Consider the following 15856-nt stretch of genomic DNA (forward strand, 5'->3'; position numbering starts at 1 on the left):
AATGGGGAACAAAAAAGCCCGGGACGGCACACACGCGTGTGCCGGGGCCCGGGCCTTCGTCAGGAAGGCAGCGGGGCTGCTTGTTGGATTTTTAGATCTTGCCAACCAGGTCGATGGACGGGGCGATCGTCTTGGCGCCTTCGTTCCACTTCGCAGGGCAAACCTGGCCGGGGTGTGCGGCGGTGTATTGGGCCGCCTTCAGCTTGCGCAGGGTTTCCTTGACGTCACGTGCAATCTCGTTGGAATGCACTTCAGCCGTCTTGATGACGCCTTCGGGGTTGATCACGAAGGTACCGCGCAGTGCCAGGCCTTCTTCGGGGATGAACACGTCAAAGGCTTTGGTCAGCGTGTGGGTAGGGTCGCCCACCAAGGGGAACTTGGCCTTGCCGACGGCAGGGGAGGTTTCGTGCCAGACCTTGTGCGAGAAGTGCGTGTCGGTGGTGACGATGTAGACCTCTGCACCGGCCTTCTGGAATTCGGCGTAGTTGTCGGCTGCATCTTCAACTTCCGTGGGGCAGTTGAAAGTGAATGCAGCCGGCATGAAGATCAGGACCGACCATTTGCCCTTCAGCGATTCGTCTGAAACGTCGATGAACTTGCCATTGAGGAAAGCTTGGGTTTTGAAAGGCTGGACTTGGGTATTGATCAGGGACATCTAGATGGCTTCCTATGCTGGGTTAAAGAACTGGTAAAAATGCTTTCGAGACGATAGTATAACTCTTCTATATTTCATGTATCGATAGATATTAACTATTTATCGAATAGGCGTGGTGCGGCGATTTTTGCCTGTCCATTCTTGTTATTCGCTGTGACCAGGTGGTGACTGACGGAGGGGAACACAGAGCGGGAGACGCACGAAGGGTGTTATCACCCAGACTATTTTGCATCTAATTGTTGCGAATGAGAATAATTCGCATATACTTCGATCTCCTCAGAGCCAGCCACAAGTAACGCAAGCCTTCAGGCTTCACCGTTACGGCAGCAAGCCCTCCAAATGTTTCACTTTTTGGGCTTGCACGTGACGTCGATCCATCCATCTTCCCGCTTCGCCTTGCGCGAAATTTCCTTGTTGGCCGGTCTGGCCTGTAGCGCCGGCTTTGCCGCGCATGCACAGCCGGTGGCAAACGCTCCGGTGCAGGTTGCAGCCCTGAAAGAGATCGTGGTCAGCGGCTCCCGCACAGAGCAGGCGATTGAAGACCTTCCGATGACCATCGACGTCCTCAATGCAACCGACATTGAGCAGGGCCAGATCCGCGACATTCGTGATGCGGTCAAAAACATTCCCAATGTCTCAGTGCGGCGTGCGCCCGTGCGTTTTGGTTTTGCCACCGGCGGTGATACGGGCCGGGACGGCAATGCGGGTTTCAATATCCGGGGGCTGGATGGCAACCGCGTACTGATGCTGGTCGATGGCATTCGCATACCGCGCAGCTACAGCTTCAACGTCAATTCTTTCGGCCGCGACACCTTGTCGATTGACCTGGTCAAGCGGATTGAGCTTGTCAAAGGTCCGGCCTCGGTGCTTTACGGGTCTGACGGCATCGCGGGCCTGGTGAATTTCATCACCTACGAGCCCGAAGATTTTCTGAAGGACGGCAAAACCATTGGCGGCCGCGCTTCCACCACTTACAGCGGCGACGACAAGGGCTTCGGCGTGTCCGCGACCATTGCTGCGCGTGCCAATGAAGTGCTGGATGTTCAGCTGACAGTAGCGAGCAATCACAGTCAGGAGCTGGACAACAAGGGAAGCAACAACACCCTGGGTGTTGCCAGGACAACGCCGAACCCGCAAACCGACACCGGCAATTCGTTGCTGGCCAAGGCGGTGCTGCGTCCCGCGGCAGGGCAAAAGCATGTGTTGACTTTTGAGCATGTCGACAAGAAATCGGTTTATGACCTGCTGACGGCTGCGCGTTCCGCGACGGTACTGAGTACCGACGGCTTCAGCAATATGGACCGCAACCGGCTCACCTGGGACGCAAAGTACAAACTTGATGCCGCCCTGGCCGACAACCTGCAAACCGTGCTGAGCTACCAGGACGCCAAGTCGCGCGAGTTCGCCAAAGAGACCCGCACCGGTGCCACACCCCTGCGGACACGCGACACCTACTACCAGGAGCGCACGCTACAGGCCAGCATGCAGGCAGACAAGGTCATCCGGCCTGTGGGCCAATGGGCGCAAAAACTCACCTACGGCGTTGACTACACCCGCGCGAAAATCAGCAACCTTCAAACCGGCATTGCACCGACGGCGCCTGAGACTTTTCCGGTCAAGCGTTTTCCCGACACCACGGAATCCAGCGCAGCACTGTATTTGCAGGATGAGCTGATCAGCGGCGACTGGAGCCTCACGCCGGGCGTGCGGATCGACCGCTTCAGCATCGACGCCAGCCAGGCGGGTTTTGCGGCCACTCCCGTGTCTTTGTCCGGTTCGGCGGTTTCGCCCAAGTTCGGTGTTCTCTATCGCGCAACGCCGCAGTGGAGCGTTTTCGGCAACTATGCGAGCGGCTTCCGGGCGCCTAACGCCGGGCAGGTCAATGCGTTTTTTGAAAACGTGGCGCAGAACTACAGGACCATTCCCAACCCCAACCTCAAGCCCGAGAAAAGCAAAAACCTGGAATTCGGCGTGCGCGGCAATCTCGAACGGCTGACCCTCGATGCCGCCGTGTTCTATGGCCGCTTCAACAACCTGATCCAGGACAACGCAACAGTCTCGATCAGTCCGACGACGGTCTTCCAGTCCATCAACATCGACAATGCGACGATCAGCGGCTTTGAAGTCAAGGGCAGCATGGATTGGGGTCGGCTGGGTGACGGCCGTCTGAGCACGCCGTTTTCCTATGGCGAAACCCGCGGCACCGTCAAGAACACCGGCCTGCCGCTGGACACCATCGACCCGGCCAAGCTCACGCTGGGTGTGAAGTATGAAACCGCAGGCTGGGATGTCCGGCTTGACGCCAGCCACCATTCGGCCAAGAAATTCAGCGACATTGGCACGCAGCAGATCGGTACGGCCCCGGCCACGACACCACAGTTCGCGGTACCGGCGGCCACCACGGTTGACCTGAGCGGGCAGTGGCGCATCAGCAAGACCCTGCGCGTCAACGCGGCCATTGTCAACCTCACCAACAAGAAGTACTGGAACTGGTCCGACGTGCGCGGTGTCGCCGCCAATTCATTGGCGCTGGACTCGTACACCCAGCCCGGTCGCCACTTCAACGTGTCGCTGGTGGCCGATTTCTGATTCAACCCCTGATCGTCTTCATGAAGGAATGCGCATGAGCCAGTTTCCCGACCACGGCATCAACGACCCCGACGTCGGGACGGCTGACACGCCCGGACTTCCCACGGCTGAAGCCTTGCTGGCCGGCACGCTGGCCCTGATGACCGGCCACGCCCAGGCCTGCTGCGAAGGGCAGCGCGCATTGATGGCGGAAAAAATCATCGCCAACCTGTTCATGCTTTCGCATCATCCCGGCGCGCCGCCCAGTTTCAGAGCCATTGCCACCAACCTGCATGTCCTGTGGGTGCGCCTGCTGCCGCAGGGCCAGGATTTGCAGCAGGGCGCCATGCCGGCAGAAATAAACGACACCCCCATCCACCGCGTGCTTTGGCACACAACCCCGGAGACCCTTCAATGAGTGCAGTCCTTCAAACCCAGACGCGGCCAGTGGCCGCAACCCAGGCGCCGGCCGTCACGCCGGTCATGAGCGATGCCAGTGTGCGAGAACGTTTCGCGGCCGCGCGCAGCAGCGGCAAGCGCGCCAAAGATGCCGCTGAAAGCCTGGGGCTCAGCGAAGGCCGGGCGATAGCAGCCCATGCGGGCGCGCACGGCCAGCCCCTCAAAGCCGTTCCGCTCAAAGGTCCCTGGGTTGAAATCCTCCAGGCCCTGGAGTTGTGCGGCCCGGTCATGGCGCTGACGCGCAATGAATCCACCGTGCATGAGAAAACCGGCATCTACCAGAACATCAATGCGACCGGCCACATGGGCCTGGCATTGGGCGAGGACATCGACCTGCGTCTTTTCTTCAGCCGCTGGCATGCGTGCTTTGCGGTGCTCGAGCCCGCCAACGACACGAAGAACCCACCGTCGCAAAGCCTGCAATTCTTTGACGCGCACGGCGTAGCGGTGCACAAGGTGTTTGTGCGCGCTGAAACTGACCGCGATGCCTTCAACGACATCATCGAGCAGTTCACCGACGTGGAAAAGGACTACACCTTCACACCGGCTCCCCCCAAGGCGGCGCCCAAACCCGACACCGATATCGACACGGCCGGCCTGTTGCAGGGCTGGAGTGAAATGACGGACACGCACCAGTTCTTCGGCCTGATCAGCAAGTTCGGCGCGGAACGCCAGCAGGCCTTCAGGCTGGTGCAGGGGCACTTCACCGAACGCGCCGACTTGGGCATCGTGCGCAGGCTGCTGGACGAGTCGGCGATGGACGGCGCGTCCATCATGGTGTTTGTCAGCAGCAGCGGATGCATCCAGATCCACAGCGGCCCCGTCAAGCGCATCGAGCCCATGGTCACACCCACGGCGCATTGGATCAACGTGCTGGACGCCGGTTTCAACCTGCACCTGCGCGAAGACATGATCAAAACCGCTTGGATCGTGAAAAAGCCCACGGTAGACGGAATCGTCACGTCGGTGGAAGTGTTTGACGGCGCGGGCGAATTGATGGCCATGTTCTTTGGCAGCCGCAAACCTGGTGTGCCGGAGCAGCAAGCCTGGCGCGACATTGCAGCGCGGCTGCCCCGGCTCTCGTCTCTTGCCAGCCCGGCCCTGAACCCAGAGCACGCTTGAGTCATGACTTTCCGAAAGAATGCCCATGAAAAATCACCCCGACACACTTCAGCTGGCGCTTCCGCGCACGCCCTCGCGGCGGGACGCCCTGCGGTATTTTTCACTCCCGGCGGTTACCGCCGTCTCCAGCGTTTGCGGCCTGTCTGCGGCTGCTGTGCTGGCCCAGGTGCCGGCGAAGATGCCGCGCATCGTCTCGGTGAGCGGCGCGACCACGGAAATCGTGTACGCGCTGGGCGCTGAAAAACAGCTGGTTGGCACCGACACCACCAGCCTGTTTCCTGCCGCTGCATTGCAAACCCCCAAGGTTGGCTATATGCGCCAGCTCTCGGCCGAAGGGCTGCTCTCGCTCAAGCCGGATGCGGTGATCGGCACCACGGAAGCTGGCCCGAATGTGGTGATGGACCAGATCCGAAGTGCCGGCGTCAAGGTGGAACTCGTTGATGCCGACCACAGCTGGGCGGAAGTCCAGCGCAAGGTCGCGGCCGTCGGGCGCGCGACTTCGCGTGTCGCGCAAGCCGCCGCGTTGCAGGCAAAGCTCGATACCCAGTGGGCCGAAGTGATCGCCGCGGTGGCCCGTAAAACCGGCCGCAAACCCCGTGCCGTTTTTATCCTCAGCCATTCAGGCAGCCCCCAGGTCGCCGGCGACAAGACCGCCGCGCACGCCATGTTTCGCTACGCGGGCCTGGACAACGCCTTGATCACGCCCGGCAGTTCCGCCAACTTCAGCGGCTACCGCCCGATGACACCCGAGGCCTTGGTGACGGCCGCGCCGGATGTGATCGTCACGACCACACAGGGCATTGAAGCCATCGGCGGGATTGAGAAATTCTGGCAGCGCCCGGGCCTCGAGCTCACACCCGCCTACAAGCGCCGTGCGCTGGTGGCGCTTGATGCGCTTTACCTGATAGGTTTTGGCCCGCGCCTGCCGCAGGCCGTGGCCGAGTTGCACCGGGCCAGCCTGAAAGCGCTGGCATGAGCGGGCCCCTGAAACCCGTCATGACGGAAGTCCTGTGCGCACGCACACCAGCCGTTCTGCACTGCGCCGACTTGCGCCGGACACAGGCGTTTTATTGCAGTAACTGGGGCTTTTCCGTGCAGCACAGCGTGCCCGGTGTGATCGCGGTGCTCACGCGCGAGTCGGTGACGGTCCAGCTTTGGCAGCGCCGCGCCGACATGGCGCCGCAGCGTTTCGCCTGCCGCCTGCTGGTAGACAGCATCGAACAATGGCACATGGCCTTGCAGTCGGCGCCTGGCCAGGCGCTGCACAGCCTGGTGGAGCAGGAGTGGGGAACCGAGTGGGGCGTCAGCGACTGCGAAGGCAACCGGCTGTTGTTAGTGCAGTCAGCTCCGCATGCGGCCAGGCGCAAGGCGCGCGCATGAAGGCAACCCTGCTGCACGGCGATCACCGGCGCTGGCCTGCCGCGGCAGTACTAGGTATGGGTTTTCTGTTGCTTGCTATCAGTTTTATAGCTGGTAGCGCACGGGGCGCCTACGCTATCAGCCCTTTTCAGTTGTGGACTGTCCTGGTGGACATGCTGGCAGGCAATAGCCAGCCCACACCCGAGCACCTGGTTTTCATGAACATCCGCCTGCCGCGCCTGCTGCTGGGCGTGGCGGCCGGCGCGGCGCTGGGCATGTCGGGCGCGCTGATGCAGGGCCTGTTTCGCAACCCGCTGGCCGACCCCGGCCTGATCGGTGTCAGCAGCGGTGCGGCGCTGGCTGCGGGCATGACCATCGTGCTGGGCAGCCAGTGGTTCCCCGACATGCCGCGTACGCTGGGCAGCTGGACGCTGGTGCTCATGGCTTTTATGGGCAGCTTGCTGGTCACGGTGCTGGTGTATGCGCTGTCGCAGCAGGACGGCGCCACACGCGTCGGCATCATGCTGCTGGCCGGCATTGCCGTGAATGCGCTGGCCGGTGCGGGCCTGGGTTACCTCACTTTCCTTGCCACCGATGAGCAGTTGCGCAACATCCAGTTCTGGCTGCTCGGCAGCCTGGGCGGCGCGCGCTGGAGCGCGGTGGCGCTGGTGTTTTCCGTGGTGCTGGCCGCGGTATGCGCCGGCCTGACATTGGCCAAACCCCTCAATGCCATCGCACTGGGCGAAGCCCAGGCAGCCTTGCTGGGCGTGCCGGTCGAGCGCGTCAAGCGTTTCGCCGTGCTCGTGACGGCGCTGGCCGTTGGCGCGGTCACGGCCACCACCGGCATCATCGGCTTCATTGGGCTGGTGGCCCCGCATTGCGTGCGCCTGGTGGCCGGGCCCGACCACCGCATTGTGTTGCCGGGCTCGGCCCTGTTGGGTGCGGCGCTGGTGCTGGTGGCCGACAGCGTGGCCCGCACCGTGGTCAAGCCGGCCGAGCTGCCGCTGGGTGTGCTGACGGCCTTTGTCGGCGTGCCTTTCTTTTTACTGCTGCTGCGTCACTTCCGGAGCCGGCTATGAGGGCATGCCAGTGAACGCACGTAATCAGACAGATTTTTCGCCACTGGCCGGCATGCTGGAGGTGGTGGGTGTGGGCGTCGAGGTACCCGGCCGCTCGCTGCTGCAGGCGGCTTCGGCGCAATTCATCGCAGGGCAGGTTACGGCGGTGCTGGGACCCAACGGCGCAGGCAAGTCCACTTTGATGTCGCTGCTGACCGGGCAGCGCCAGCCCACAGGCGGCCATGTCTACCTGGCCGGCAGGGCGCTGCCGGCCTATGCGTCGGCTGATCTTGCGCGAGTACGTGCCTCGGTGGCGCAGGAAACACAGGTAGCGTTTGAGTTCACTGTGCGTGAAGTGGTCGAGCTGGGCCGCTACCCGCACCGCCGCCATCCCGGCAAGCGTGATGTGGATGTGGTGCTGCAGGCCATGCAGGCCACCGCGGTCGAGCATCTGCAGCACCGTTCGCTCAACACGCTCTCGGGTGGTGAGAAGGCGCGCGTTCACCTGGCGCGCGCGCTGGCGCAGGTGTGGGAGCCTGTTGCCGGCATCGCTGGCGATGGCCCGGTGCGTTGGTTGCTGCTGGATGAACCTACTGCCGCGCTGGATTTACAACACCAGCACCGCATGCTGCAGCTGGTGCGCGCCTGGGCCACAGCTCAGGGCGTGGGCGTGGTGGCTGTGCTGCATGACTTGAATCTGGCGTTGCGTTATAGCGACCGCTGCGTGGTGCTGCAGGGCGGGCTGGTTGTCGGCAGCGGGGCGACCGCCGATGTGCTCACGCCGGTATGCATCGAGAAAGTCTGGGGAGTGGTGGCACACCCGGTGGCCACGCAGGGCAGGGCGCCTGGGCCGTGCCAGTATTTGTTCGACGCGCTCATCTAGAACTACAGATACTCAGGTCGACAGAGCAATCACCACAGCGGATTCGTCGATCAAGGCCTGGACAAGGGCCTTGGTCTTCAGTCCGCTGCCGGCCGCTGCGAAACCCACCAGCTGCAAACCACCATCAAGTTGTAGCGACACTTCATCGCCTGTAGCACCCCGGCTGATGCGAACGGCCTGGCCATTGAGGCCTTGCACACCTGGCACCGCGGCGGCCGCAGGTGACTGCGCCGTCACGGTCACCGCCGTGGCCTTGCACAGCGCCAACACGGTTTGGCCTTTTTGCAGGCCCAGCAATTCGGCACTGGCTTTGGTAATGCGCGATACCAGCATCGCCCCGCCGGCCAGCGTCAGATGCACGCGTGCCATCTGGCCGCGCACCTCCAGCTTGTCGACCTGGCAAGGTAGCTGGTTGCGCATGCTGGTGCGCACGCTCATGCTGGACAGTACCGGCAGCGCGCGGGGCAGCAGCAGTTCATTGGCTTTGAAGCCCGCCAGCACCTGGCTACGTGTTTCGCTCAAGAGGCCCGCCACTGCCAGCAGCTTCTGGCCCGCCGGCGTCAGGGTGGCGCCGCCACCGCCAGAGCCGCCCACGGCGCGCTCCACCAGCGCCACGCCGGCCAGGTTGGTAAGGGTGTCGATGGCCTGCCAGGCGGCCTTGTAGCTGACCTTGGCCTGCCGCGCCGCCTGCGAGATCGAACCGCTTTCGCCGACCAGGCGCAGGATCTCGATGCGCTTGTCGGCCGGTTCATGGCTGAAGGCGCTTGCGAAGGAGGGAGCGGCGGGCGAGGAATTGGCGGCTTTTTTCATGGGAGCCTCGAGACAGGTACCGCTATTCTAAAATAGAATAGCGAATCGACAGGAGTGGCTTTCTTTCAAACGCATCTTCGCCTCCTTCACTGTCGTCTCCCATCTTTCATCATCGGAGCTTCATCATGTTCAAAACTGCGTCGCGCTGGCTGCCGGGTCTGTATCTCGTGCTGGCATCGGCCGCCGCACTGGCCGATGATGTCCAGGTCGCGGTGGCCGCCAATTTCACCGCGCCCATGAAACTGATTGCTGCGGACTTTGAAAAAGACACCGGCCACAAAGCCGTGCTGACCTTTGGCGCTACCGGCAAGTTTTATGCGCAGATCATCCATGGCGCGCCGTTTGAAGTGTTTCTTGCGGCTGACGACGAAACCCCCGCGAAGCTGGAGAAAGAGGGCGCGGCCGTGAACGGCAGCCGCTTTACCTATGCCACCGGCAAGCTGGTGCTCTGGTCGGCCCAGCCCGGCGTGGTCGATGCGCAGGGCGAGGTCCTGAAAAAGGGCGACTTCAAAAAGATCGCCATTGCCGCGCCCAAGCTCGCGCCCTACGGCGCTGCCGCGGTTGAGACGATGAGCAAGCTCGGCCTGCAAGCCGTCCTGGAGCCTAAACTGGTGCAGGGCGAAAGCATCGGCCAGGCCTTCAGCTTTGTCTCCACCGGCAATGCGGAGCTGGGTTTTATCGCGCTCTCGCAGGTCTACGAAGCCAGCAAGATCAGGTCGGGCTCGGCCTGGATTGTTCCCGACAGCCTGCACAGCCCGATCCGCCAGGACGCGGTGCTGCTGGCCAAGGCCAAAGACAATAAGGCCGCGGTGCAGCTGATGGTTTTTCTGAAAACAGAGAAGGCCAGGGCGGTGATTCGCTCCTTCGGCTACGAGCCCTGAACGCGGCATAGAAGCGGCATAGAGGCGACACTGAACCATGCTCGACGATGCAAGCCTTCAGGCGCTGGCGCTGACCTTGCGGCTGGCCGCCACCACCACCGTGGTGCTGCTGCTGGCCGGAACGCCCTTGGCCTGGTGGCTGGCGCGCACGCGTTCGTGGCTCAAAGGGCCGGTGGGTGCGCTGGTGGCCTTGCCGCTGGTCTTGCCTCCGGTGGTGCTGGGCTTTTATCTGCTGGTACTGATGGGGCCGAACGGCCCGGTTGGTCAGCTCACGCAATCGCTAGGTTGGGGCGTGCTGCCGTTTACCTTTGCCGGACTCGTGGTGGGTTCGGTGCTGTATTCCATGCCCTTCGTCGTGCAGCCGCTGCAAAACGCCTTTGAGGCGATTGGCGAACGGCCGCTGGAAGCCGCCGCCACCTTGCGCGCCTCGCCGCTGGACACTTTTTTCAGCGTGGTGCTGCCGCTGGCACGGCCCGCCTACTTGACGGCCGCCGTCATGGGCTTTGCGCACACGGTGGGCGAGTTCGGCATCGTGCTCATGATGGGGGGCAACATTCCCGGCAAGACACGCGTGATGTCGGTGCAGATCTACGACCATGTGGAGGCGCTTGAATACAGCCAGGCGCACTGGCTGGCCGGTGGCCTGCTGGTGTTTTCTTTCCTGGTGCTGCTGGCGCTCTATACCTTCAATGCCCTGCAGCCGGGCCGGCGAAAAGGGCAGGGCGCATGAAGCCAGCCAGCCTTGTCGAAGGCGGCATCACCGCCTCGTTTCATCGTGTCTTCACCGATTTCTCGCTCGACGTGTCGCTGGCCTTGCCGGGGCGCGGCGTCACGGCCATCTTCGGTCCCTCGGGTTCGGGCAAAACCAGCCTGCTGCGCAGCATTGCCGGACTGGAGCGGGCAGCGGCCGGCCATCTCTCGGTCAATGGCGAAGTCTGGCAAGACGACAAGGCCGGCGTCTTCTTGCCGGTGCATCAGCGGCCGCTGGGCTATGTATTCCAGGAAGCGAGCCTGTTCGCCCACCTGGACGTGCACCGCAACCTCGATTTCGGCCAGCGGCGCGTGCCGGCTGGCCAGCGCCGCATCTCGCTGGAACATGCCATTGAATTGCTGGGCTTGCAAAAACTGATGCGGCGCATGCCCGGCACGCTTTCGGGCGGCGAGCGCCAGCGCGTGGCCATCGCGCGCGCGCTGGCCACCAGCCCGCAGCTTTTGTTGATGGACGAGCCCCTGGCCTCGCTGGACATCGCCCGCAAGGCCGAAATCCTGCCCTACCTGGAGCGCCTGCATGACGAACTCGACATGCCCGTGCTCTACGTCAGCCACGCGCCCGATGAGGTCGCCCGGCTGGCCGACCACCTGGTGCTGCTGGAGGCCGGCCGCGTCACGGCCTCAGGCCCCACGCGCGAGCTGATGACGCGGCTGGACCTGCCGCTGGCGCACGGCGACGCCGCGGCCGCGGTGATGGATGCAGTGATCAGCGCCGTCGAGCCTGAATGGCACATGAGCCATGCCGAGTTTCCAGGCGGACGCATCAGCCTGCTCAACCCTTCGCTGCAGGTCGGCCAGCGCGTGCGCGTGCGCATCCAGGCGCGTGACGTGAGCCTGACGCTGGAGCGCCAGGAGGGCACCAGCGTGCAGAACATCTTTGCGGTCACCGTCACCGGCCTTTCAGCCGACAGCCCGGGACAGGTGATGGTCGGCCTGGACGCCGGCGGCAGCGCGCTGCTGGCACGGCTCACCCAAAAATCAGCGGAATCCTTGCAATTGCAGCCCGGCAGCTGTGTGTACGCGCAGGTCAAGGGGGTGGCGGTGCTGGGCTGACCCGGCGCTGCTATAAAAAAGATAGCTGTTCGCGCACGTCGGGATTGGGTTAACGGCTGATTTCATGCGAAATTTTTAACCAGGCCCAGGGCTCTATTTTTCGCTAAAAAATGCTTCCTGGCCAATAGGGGCGGGCGCAAGCAGCTATCAAATCAGTAGCAACTCACCCGATCCCGGGAAAAAACGGGCTCACCTTGTGCATCGCGTGCAGAGGCATGGGATGTACCGGGCCCCGCCTCAGTACTCCAGCCGCTCGGGCCGGATTTCCTGCAGGATGGTGGTGGCGATCTCTTCAATCGATTTGGTGGTGGTTGACAGCCAGCGTATGCCTTCGCGCCGCATCATGGCCTCGGCCTCATGGATTTCGTCGCGGCAGTTCTCCAGGCTGGCGTATTTGGAGTTGGGCCGGCGTTCATTGCGGATCTGCGCCAGGCGCTCGGGCGCGATGGTCAGCCCGAAGATCTTCTTGCGGTGTGGCACCAGCGCCGGCGGTAGCTGGCGGCGCTCGAAATCTTCGGGGATCAATGGGTAGTTGGAGGCCTTCAGGCCGTACTGCATGGCCAGATAGAGCGAGGTCGGCGTCTTGCCGCTGCGGCTCACGCCCACCAGGATCACGTCCGAACCGGCCAGGTCGCGGTTGCTCTGGCCGTCGTCATGCGCCAGCGAGAAATTGATCGCCTCGATGCGGTCGTCGTATTCCTTGCTCTTGGAGGCATCTGAAAACCGGCCAACCCGGTGATTGGACTTGATGCCCAGCTCACCCTCCAGCGGCGCCACAAACATGCCGAACATGTCCAGCAGCATGCCGTTGCAGTGGGCCTTGATGACGGCGAGGATCTCCATGTTCACCAGCGTCGTGAAGACGATGGGGCGTTTGCCCTCGACTTCGGCGGTGTGATTGATCTGCCGGATCGCCTGGTGGGCCTTGTCCACGCTGTCGATAAAAGGCAGGCGCACGTGGCGCGGCTTGAATTCAAACTGCGCCAGGATGGCGTTACCAAAGGTTTCCGCGGTAATGCCGGTGCCGTCGGAGATGAAAAACACGGTGCGTTGGGACATGGGAAGGGGATAAATGAGGGACAGGGAAGGAAAATAAGGGTTTCGCTGGTTGAAAGCCGGGTGAAAGCCTGACACGGCACGCCGGGCCCGAGGCCCCTACAATCGTGGCAATTATCCAGTTTGTCACATCATGCCCCGCCACAACCCCTTCCAACAACAACAAGGTTGCTTGCCGCGCATGGTGAATTCCACGGTTTTTAAACCTCCCGGAGTATTTTCATGTCCAAGCTGTTTGAGGCGACCGCCCTGGTCGTACCGTTTGAAAACCTGAGGATGACAGACGTCGAGTCTGTCGGCGGCAAGAACGCCAGCCTCGGCGAAATGATTTCGCAACTGCCGACCGGCCCCAACGGGGTTCGTGTTCCCACCGGATTTGCCACTACGGCCCACGCCTTTCGCGTGTTCCTGGCGCATGACGGCCTCGACAAAAAAATCAACGGCGTGCTGGACACGCTCAACACCGATGATGTGCGCGCGCTGGCCGAAGCCGGCGCCAAAATCCGCAAGCTGGTTGAAGCCCAGCCTTTCCCGGCCGATCTGGAAAAAGCCGTTCGCGACAGTTTTGCCGCCCTCAGCGCCGGCAATGCCCAGGCCAGCTTTGCGGTGCGCTCATCCGCCACGGCAGAGGACTTGCCGGACGCGTCGTTTGCCGGCCAGCAGGAAACCTTCCTGAACGTCGTCGGCATCGAGGACGTGCTGCACAAGATGAAAGAGGTGTTCGCCTCGCTGTACAACGACCGCGCCATCAGCTACCGGGTGCATCAGGGCTTTGCCCATTCCGACGTGGCGCTGTCCGCTGGCATCCAGCGCATGGTGCGTAGCGACAAGGGCGTAGCCGGCGTGATGTTCACCATCGACACCGAAAGCGGCTTTGAAGACGTGGTGTTCATCACCTCCAGCTACGGCCTCGGTGAAACGGTGGTGCAGGGCGCCGTCAACCCCGACGAGTTTTACGTGCACAAGCCCATACTCAAAGCGGGCAAACGCGCCGTCATTCGCCGCAACCTGGGCAGCAAGCTGCTGCAGATGGAGTTCACCAGCGCCGACGAGAAAAAAGCCGGCGGCAAGCTGGTCAAGACCACTGATGTGCCGACCGAGCTGCGTAACCGCTATTCACTGACCGACACCGACGTTGAGCAGCTCGCCCGCTATGCGCTGATCATCGAAGCGCATTACGGCCGCCCGATGGACATCGAGTGGGGCAAGGACGGCATCGACGGCGAGCTCTACATCCTGCAGGCGCGTCCCGAGACCGTCAAGAGCCAGTCCAAGGGCAAGGCAGAGCAGCGCTACAAGCTCAAGGGTACCGGTACCGTGCTGGCGGAAGGCCGGGCGATTGGCCAGAAGATCGGTACAGGCGCGGTCCGCATCGTCCACGACATCAAGGACATGGACCAGGTGCAGGCCGGCGACATCCTGGTGACCGACATGACTGACCCGAACTGGGAACCGGTGATGAAGCGCGCCAGTGCCATCGTGACCAATCGCGGCGGGCGCACCTGCCACGCCGCCATCATCGCGCGCGAGCTGGGTATCCCGGCCGTGGTCGGCTGCGGCGACGCCACCGAAACGCTGAAGGACGGCATGCTCGTCACCGTGAGCTGCGCTGAGGGCGATACCGGCAACATTTATGACGGCCTGCTGGAGACCGAAGTGACGGAAGTGCAGCGCGGTGAGATGCCGCCTATCGACCTGAAGATCACGATGAATGTCGGCAACCCGCAGCTGGCGTTTGATTTCTGCCAGATCCCCAATCACGGCGTTGGCCTGGCACGGCTGGAATTTGTCATCAACAACAACATCGGCGTGCACCCCAAGGCGATTCTTGATTACCCCAACGTGGATGCCGACCTGAAAAAGGCGGTGGAAAGCGTGGCACGCGGCCATGCCTCGCCGCGTGCCTTCTATGTCGACAAGGTGACCGAAGGCGTGGCCACCATCGCAGCGGCCTTCTGGCCCAAGCCGGTGATCGTGCGTCTGTCGGACTTCAAGTCCAACGAATACCGCAAGCTGATCGGCGGCTCACGCTACGAGCCCGAAGAAGAAAATCCGATGCTTGGTTTTCGCGGCGCATCGCGTTACCTCAGCCCTGATTTCGGTGAAGCTTTTGCGATGGAGTGCGAAGCGCTCAGGCGCGTGCGCGACGACATGGGCCTGGTCAACGTTGAGGTCATGGTGCCGTTTGTCCGCACCCTGGGCCAGGCGAAGAAGGTCACGGACCTGCTGGCGCAGCACGGCCTCAAGCGCGGCGAAAAAGACCTTCGCGTGATCATGATGTGCGAAGTGCCGAGCAACGCCATCCTGGCCGATGAGTTCCTTGAATTCTTCGATGGTTTCTCGATTGGCTCGAACGACCTGACCCAGCTCACGCTGGGCCTGGACCGCGATTCGGGCCTGGACATCCTGGCCCAGGACTTCGACGAGCGCGACCCTGCTGTCAAGGCCATGCTGAGCCGGGCCATCCAGGCATGCCGCAAGCAAGGCAAATACGTCGGCATCTGCGGCCAGGGCCCCAGCGACCACCCGGACTTTGCGCAGTGGCTGAAGGACGAGGGCATTGGCTCCATCTCGCTGAACCCTGATACGGTGATCGCCACCTGGAAGCAACTGGCCAACTGAAGACGGCTGACATGAATTGAAACGGTGCGCTGTGGAGAGATCCGCAGCGCATTTTTTTCGCGCGCTTCAACTGGATGACCACGGGAAAACCCCCGGTGGCAGAAGGTTTACCGGTAAGCCAATTGGCAAGGCCTCCGATGACAATCGGAATTGTTGCCTTCATCCCTTAATCCCTTCATCCCTTAATCCCTTCATCTGTTTGCCATGAGCCATGCTTGCCGTCGCCACTACCGTCAAACTGCTCACTGAAATCGCTCTGCTTGCATTGGCCGGCCAATGGGCGGTAGGCCTGCTGGCAGGCGCAGCCAAGGGCAGCAATCCGTTTTATCGTGTGCTCCAGCTGGTGGGCTTGCCTTGGGTCAAGGCAGCACGCTGGATATCTCCGCAGGTGGTGATGGACCGTCACCTGCCGCTGGTGGCTTTTTTGGTGCTGCTGCTGGTGTGGGCTGCCGCTGCCATTGCCAAAATCCGCATCTGCCTGGAGATCGGAGTGGCGCTGTGCAAATAGGGCAAATAAGGAACACCCTCCAATATGGTTTTCTGAAAACACGTGCACTGC

15 protein-coding genes are annotated in these 15856 nt (G+C 62.3%); 12 read left to right on the forward strand and 3 right to left on the reverse strand.

Going from position 1 to position 15856, the window contains the following annotated elements; genetic code table 11:
- Window positions 1-91: 91 nt before the first annotated feature.
- On the reverse strand, window positions 92-655 hold the full coding sequence (ahpC, locus tag AC1DY9_RS17225; protein WP_007874200.1) for an alkyl hydroperoxide reductase subunit C: 564 nt from the start codon (window positions 653-655) through the stop codon (window positions 92-94).
- 339 nt (window positions 656-994) lie between these two features.
- Between ahpC and AC1DY9_RS17230 the strand changes: the two genes are divergently transcribed.
- Genes AC1DY9_RS17230 through AC1DY9_RS17260 form a run of 7 tightly spaced genes read left to right on the forward strand, consistent with a single transcriptional unit; the run spans window position 995 to window position 8104 of the window.
- On the forward strand, window positions 995-3244 hold the full coding sequence (locus AC1DY9_RS17230) for a TonB-dependent hemoglobin/transferrin/lactoferrin family receptor (RefSeq protein WP_457278802.1): 2250 nt from the start codon (window positions 995-997) through the stop codon (window positions 3242-3244).
- A gap of 34 nt (window positions 3245-3278) precedes the next feature.
- Window positions 3279-3641 carry a hypothetical protein gene (locus tag AC1DY9_RS17235; RefSeq protein WP_457278801.1) on the forward strand — a complete coding sequence of 121 codons (363 nt, stop codon included), beginning with the start codon at window positions 3279-3281 and terminating at the stop codon, window positions 3639-3641.
- Window positions 3638-4804 (forward strand): hemin-degrading factor, encoded by a 1167-nt coding sequence (locus tag AC1DY9_RS17240; RefSeq protein ID WP_477667129.1) that lies wholly within the window; start codon window positions 3638-3640, stop codon window positions 4802-4804. The genes AC1DY9_RS17235 and AC1DY9_RS17240 overlap by 4 nt, the downstream gene beginning before the upstream one ends.
- A gap of 25 nt (window positions 4805-4829) precedes the next feature.
- A complete protein-coding gene (locus AC1DY9_RS17245) occupies window positions 4830-5780 on the forward strand; it encodes a heme/hemin ABC transporter substrate-binding protein (protein ID WP_477667130.1) in 951 nt (316 codons plus the stop codon).
- A complete protein-coding gene (locus AC1DY9_RS17250; RefSeq protein ID WP_457278798.1) occupies window positions 5777-6184 on the forward strand; it encodes a VOC family protein in 408 nt (135 codons plus the stop codon). Before AC1DY9_RS17245 ends, AC1DY9_RS17250 begins: the two co-directional genes overlap by 4 nt.
- Window positions 6181-7242, forward strand: a complete 1062-nt coding sequence (locus AC1DY9_RS17255; RefSeq protein WP_477667131.1) for a FecCD family ABC transporter permease — start codon at window positions 6181-6183, stop codon at window positions 7240-7242. The genes AC1DY9_RS17250 and AC1DY9_RS17255 overlap by 4 nt, the downstream gene beginning before the upstream one ends.
- Window positions 7243-7252: 10 nt before the next feature.
- Window positions 7253-8104 carry a heme ABC transporter ATP-binding protein gene (locus AC1DY9_RS17260; protein WP_457278796.1) on the forward strand — a complete coding sequence of 284 codons (852 nt, stop codon included), beginning with the start codon at window positions 7253-7255 and terminating at the stop codon, window positions 8102-8104.
- Between the two features lie 12 nt (window positions 8105-8116).
- Here AC1DY9_RS17260 and AC1DY9_RS17265 read toward each other — a convergent pair whose 3' ends face one another.
- Window positions 8117-8914 (reverse strand): TOBE domain-containing protein, encoded by a 798-nt coding sequence (locus AC1DY9_RS17265; RefSeq protein WP_477667132.1) that lies wholly within the window; start codon window positions 8912-8914, stop codon window positions 8117-8119.
- A 125-nt stretch (window positions 8915-9039) separates the two neighbouring features.
- Between AC1DY9_RS17265 and modA the strand changes: the two genes are divergently transcribed.
- From modA to modC, 3 genes are read left to right on the forward strand one after another with little or no spacing between them, the layout of a single operon-like run.
- A complete protein-coding gene (modA, locus tag AC1DY9_RS17270) occupies window positions 9040-9795 on the forward strand; it encodes a molybdate ABC transporter substrate-binding protein (RefSeq protein ID WP_477667133.1) in 756 nt (251 codons plus the stop codon).
- Window positions 9796-9832: 37 nt separating this feature from the next.
- Entirely contained in the window at window positions 9833-10525 is a 693-nt protein-coding gene (modB, locus tag AC1DY9_RS17275; RefSeq protein ID WP_477667134.1) for a molybdate ABC transporter permease subunit, read from the forward strand.
- On the forward strand, window positions 10522-11619 hold the full coding sequence (gene modC, locus AC1DY9_RS17280; protein ID WP_477667135.1) for a molybdenum ABC transporter ATP-binding protein: 1098 nt from the start codon (window positions 10522-10524) through the stop codon (window positions 11617-11619). The genes modB and modC overlap by 4 nt, the downstream gene beginning before the upstream one ends.
- Window positions 11620-11856: 237 nt before the next feature.
- Here modC and ppsR read toward each other — a convergent pair whose 3' ends face one another.
- On the reverse strand, window positions 11857-12678 hold the full coding sequence (ppsR, locus tag AC1DY9_RS17285; protein WP_457278791.1) for a posphoenolpyruvate synthetase regulatory kinase/phosphorylase PpsR: 822 nt from the start codon (window positions 12676-12678) through the stop codon (window positions 11857-11859).
- A gap of 219 nt (window positions 12679-12897) precedes the next feature.
- On the opposite strand from ppsR, the gene ppsA reads away from it, so the two are divergent.
- Entirely contained in the window at window positions 12898-15297 is a 2400-nt protein-coding gene (gene ppsA / locus AC1DY9_RS17290) for a phosphoenolpyruvate synthase (protein WP_477667136.1), read from the forward strand.
- A gap of 211 nt (window positions 15298-15508) precedes the next feature.
- Window positions 15509-15805, forward strand: a complete 297-nt coding sequence (locus AC1DY9_RS17295) for a hypothetical protein (RefSeq protein ID WP_457278789.1) — start codon at window positions 15509-15511, stop codon at window positions 15803-15805.
- Window positions 15806-15856: the final 51 nt, after the last annotated feature.

The sequence above is a fragment of the Polaromonas sp. P1_F6 genome, from assembly GCF_056405695.1.

Bases quoted from the DNA above. Each gene is read 5' to 3' on its own strand.
- ahpC (WP_007874200.1), bottom strand. From the start codon at position 655: ATGTCCCTGATCAATACCCAAGTCCAGCCTTTCAAAACCCAAGCTTTC.
- AC1DY9_RS17230 (WP_457278802.1), top strand. From the start codon at position 995: ATGTTTCACTTTTTGGGCTTGCACGTGACGTCGATCCATCCATCTTCC.
- AC1DY9_RS17235 (WP_457278801.1), top strand. From the start codon at position 3,279: ATGAGCCAGTTTCCCGACCACGGCATCAACGACCCCGACGTCGGGACG.
- AC1DY9_RS17240 (WP_477667129.1), top strand. From the start codon at position 3,638: ATGAGTGCAGTCCTTCAAACCCAGACGCGGCCAGTGGCCGCAACCCAG.
- AC1DY9_RS17245 (WP_477667130.1), top strand. From the start codon at position 4,830: ATGAAAAATCACCCCGACACACTTCAGCTGGCGCTTCCGCGCACGCCC.
- AC1DY9_RS17250 (WP_457278798.1), top strand. From the start codon at position 5,777: ATGAGCGGGCCCCTGAAACCCGTCATGACGGAAGTCCTGTGCGCACGC.
- AC1DY9_RS17255 (WP_477667131.1), top strand. From the start codon at position 6,181: ATGAAGGCAACCCTGCTGCACGGCGATCACCGGCGCTGGCCTGCCGCG.
- AC1DY9_RS17265 (WP_477667132.1), bottom strand. From the start codon at position 8,914: ATGAAAAAAGCCGCCAATTCCTCGCCCGCCGCTCCCTCCTTCGCAAGC.
- modA (WP_477667133.1), top strand. From the start codon at position 9,040: ATGTTCAAAACTGCGTCGCGCTGGCTGCCGGGTCTGTATCTCGTGCTG.
- modB (WP_477667134.1), top strand. From the start codon at position 9,833: ATGCTCGACGATGCAAGCCTTCAGGCGCTGGCGCTGACCTTGCGGCTG.
- modC (WP_477667135.1), top strand. From the start codon at position 10,522: ATGAAGCCAGCCAGCCTTGTCGAAGGCGGCATCACCGCCTCGTTTCAT.
- ppsR (WP_457278791.1), bottom strand. From the start codon at position 12,678: ATGTCCCAACGCACCGTGTTTTTCATCTCCGACGGCACCGGCATTACC.
- ppsA (WP_477667136.1), top strand. From the start codon at position 12,898: ATGTCCAAGCTGTTTGAGGCGACCGCCCTGGTCGTACCGTTTGAAAAC.
- AC1DY9_RS17295 (WP_457278789.1), top strand. From the start codon at position 15,509: ATGCTTGCCGTCGCCACTACCGTCAAACTGCTCACTGAAATCGCTCTG.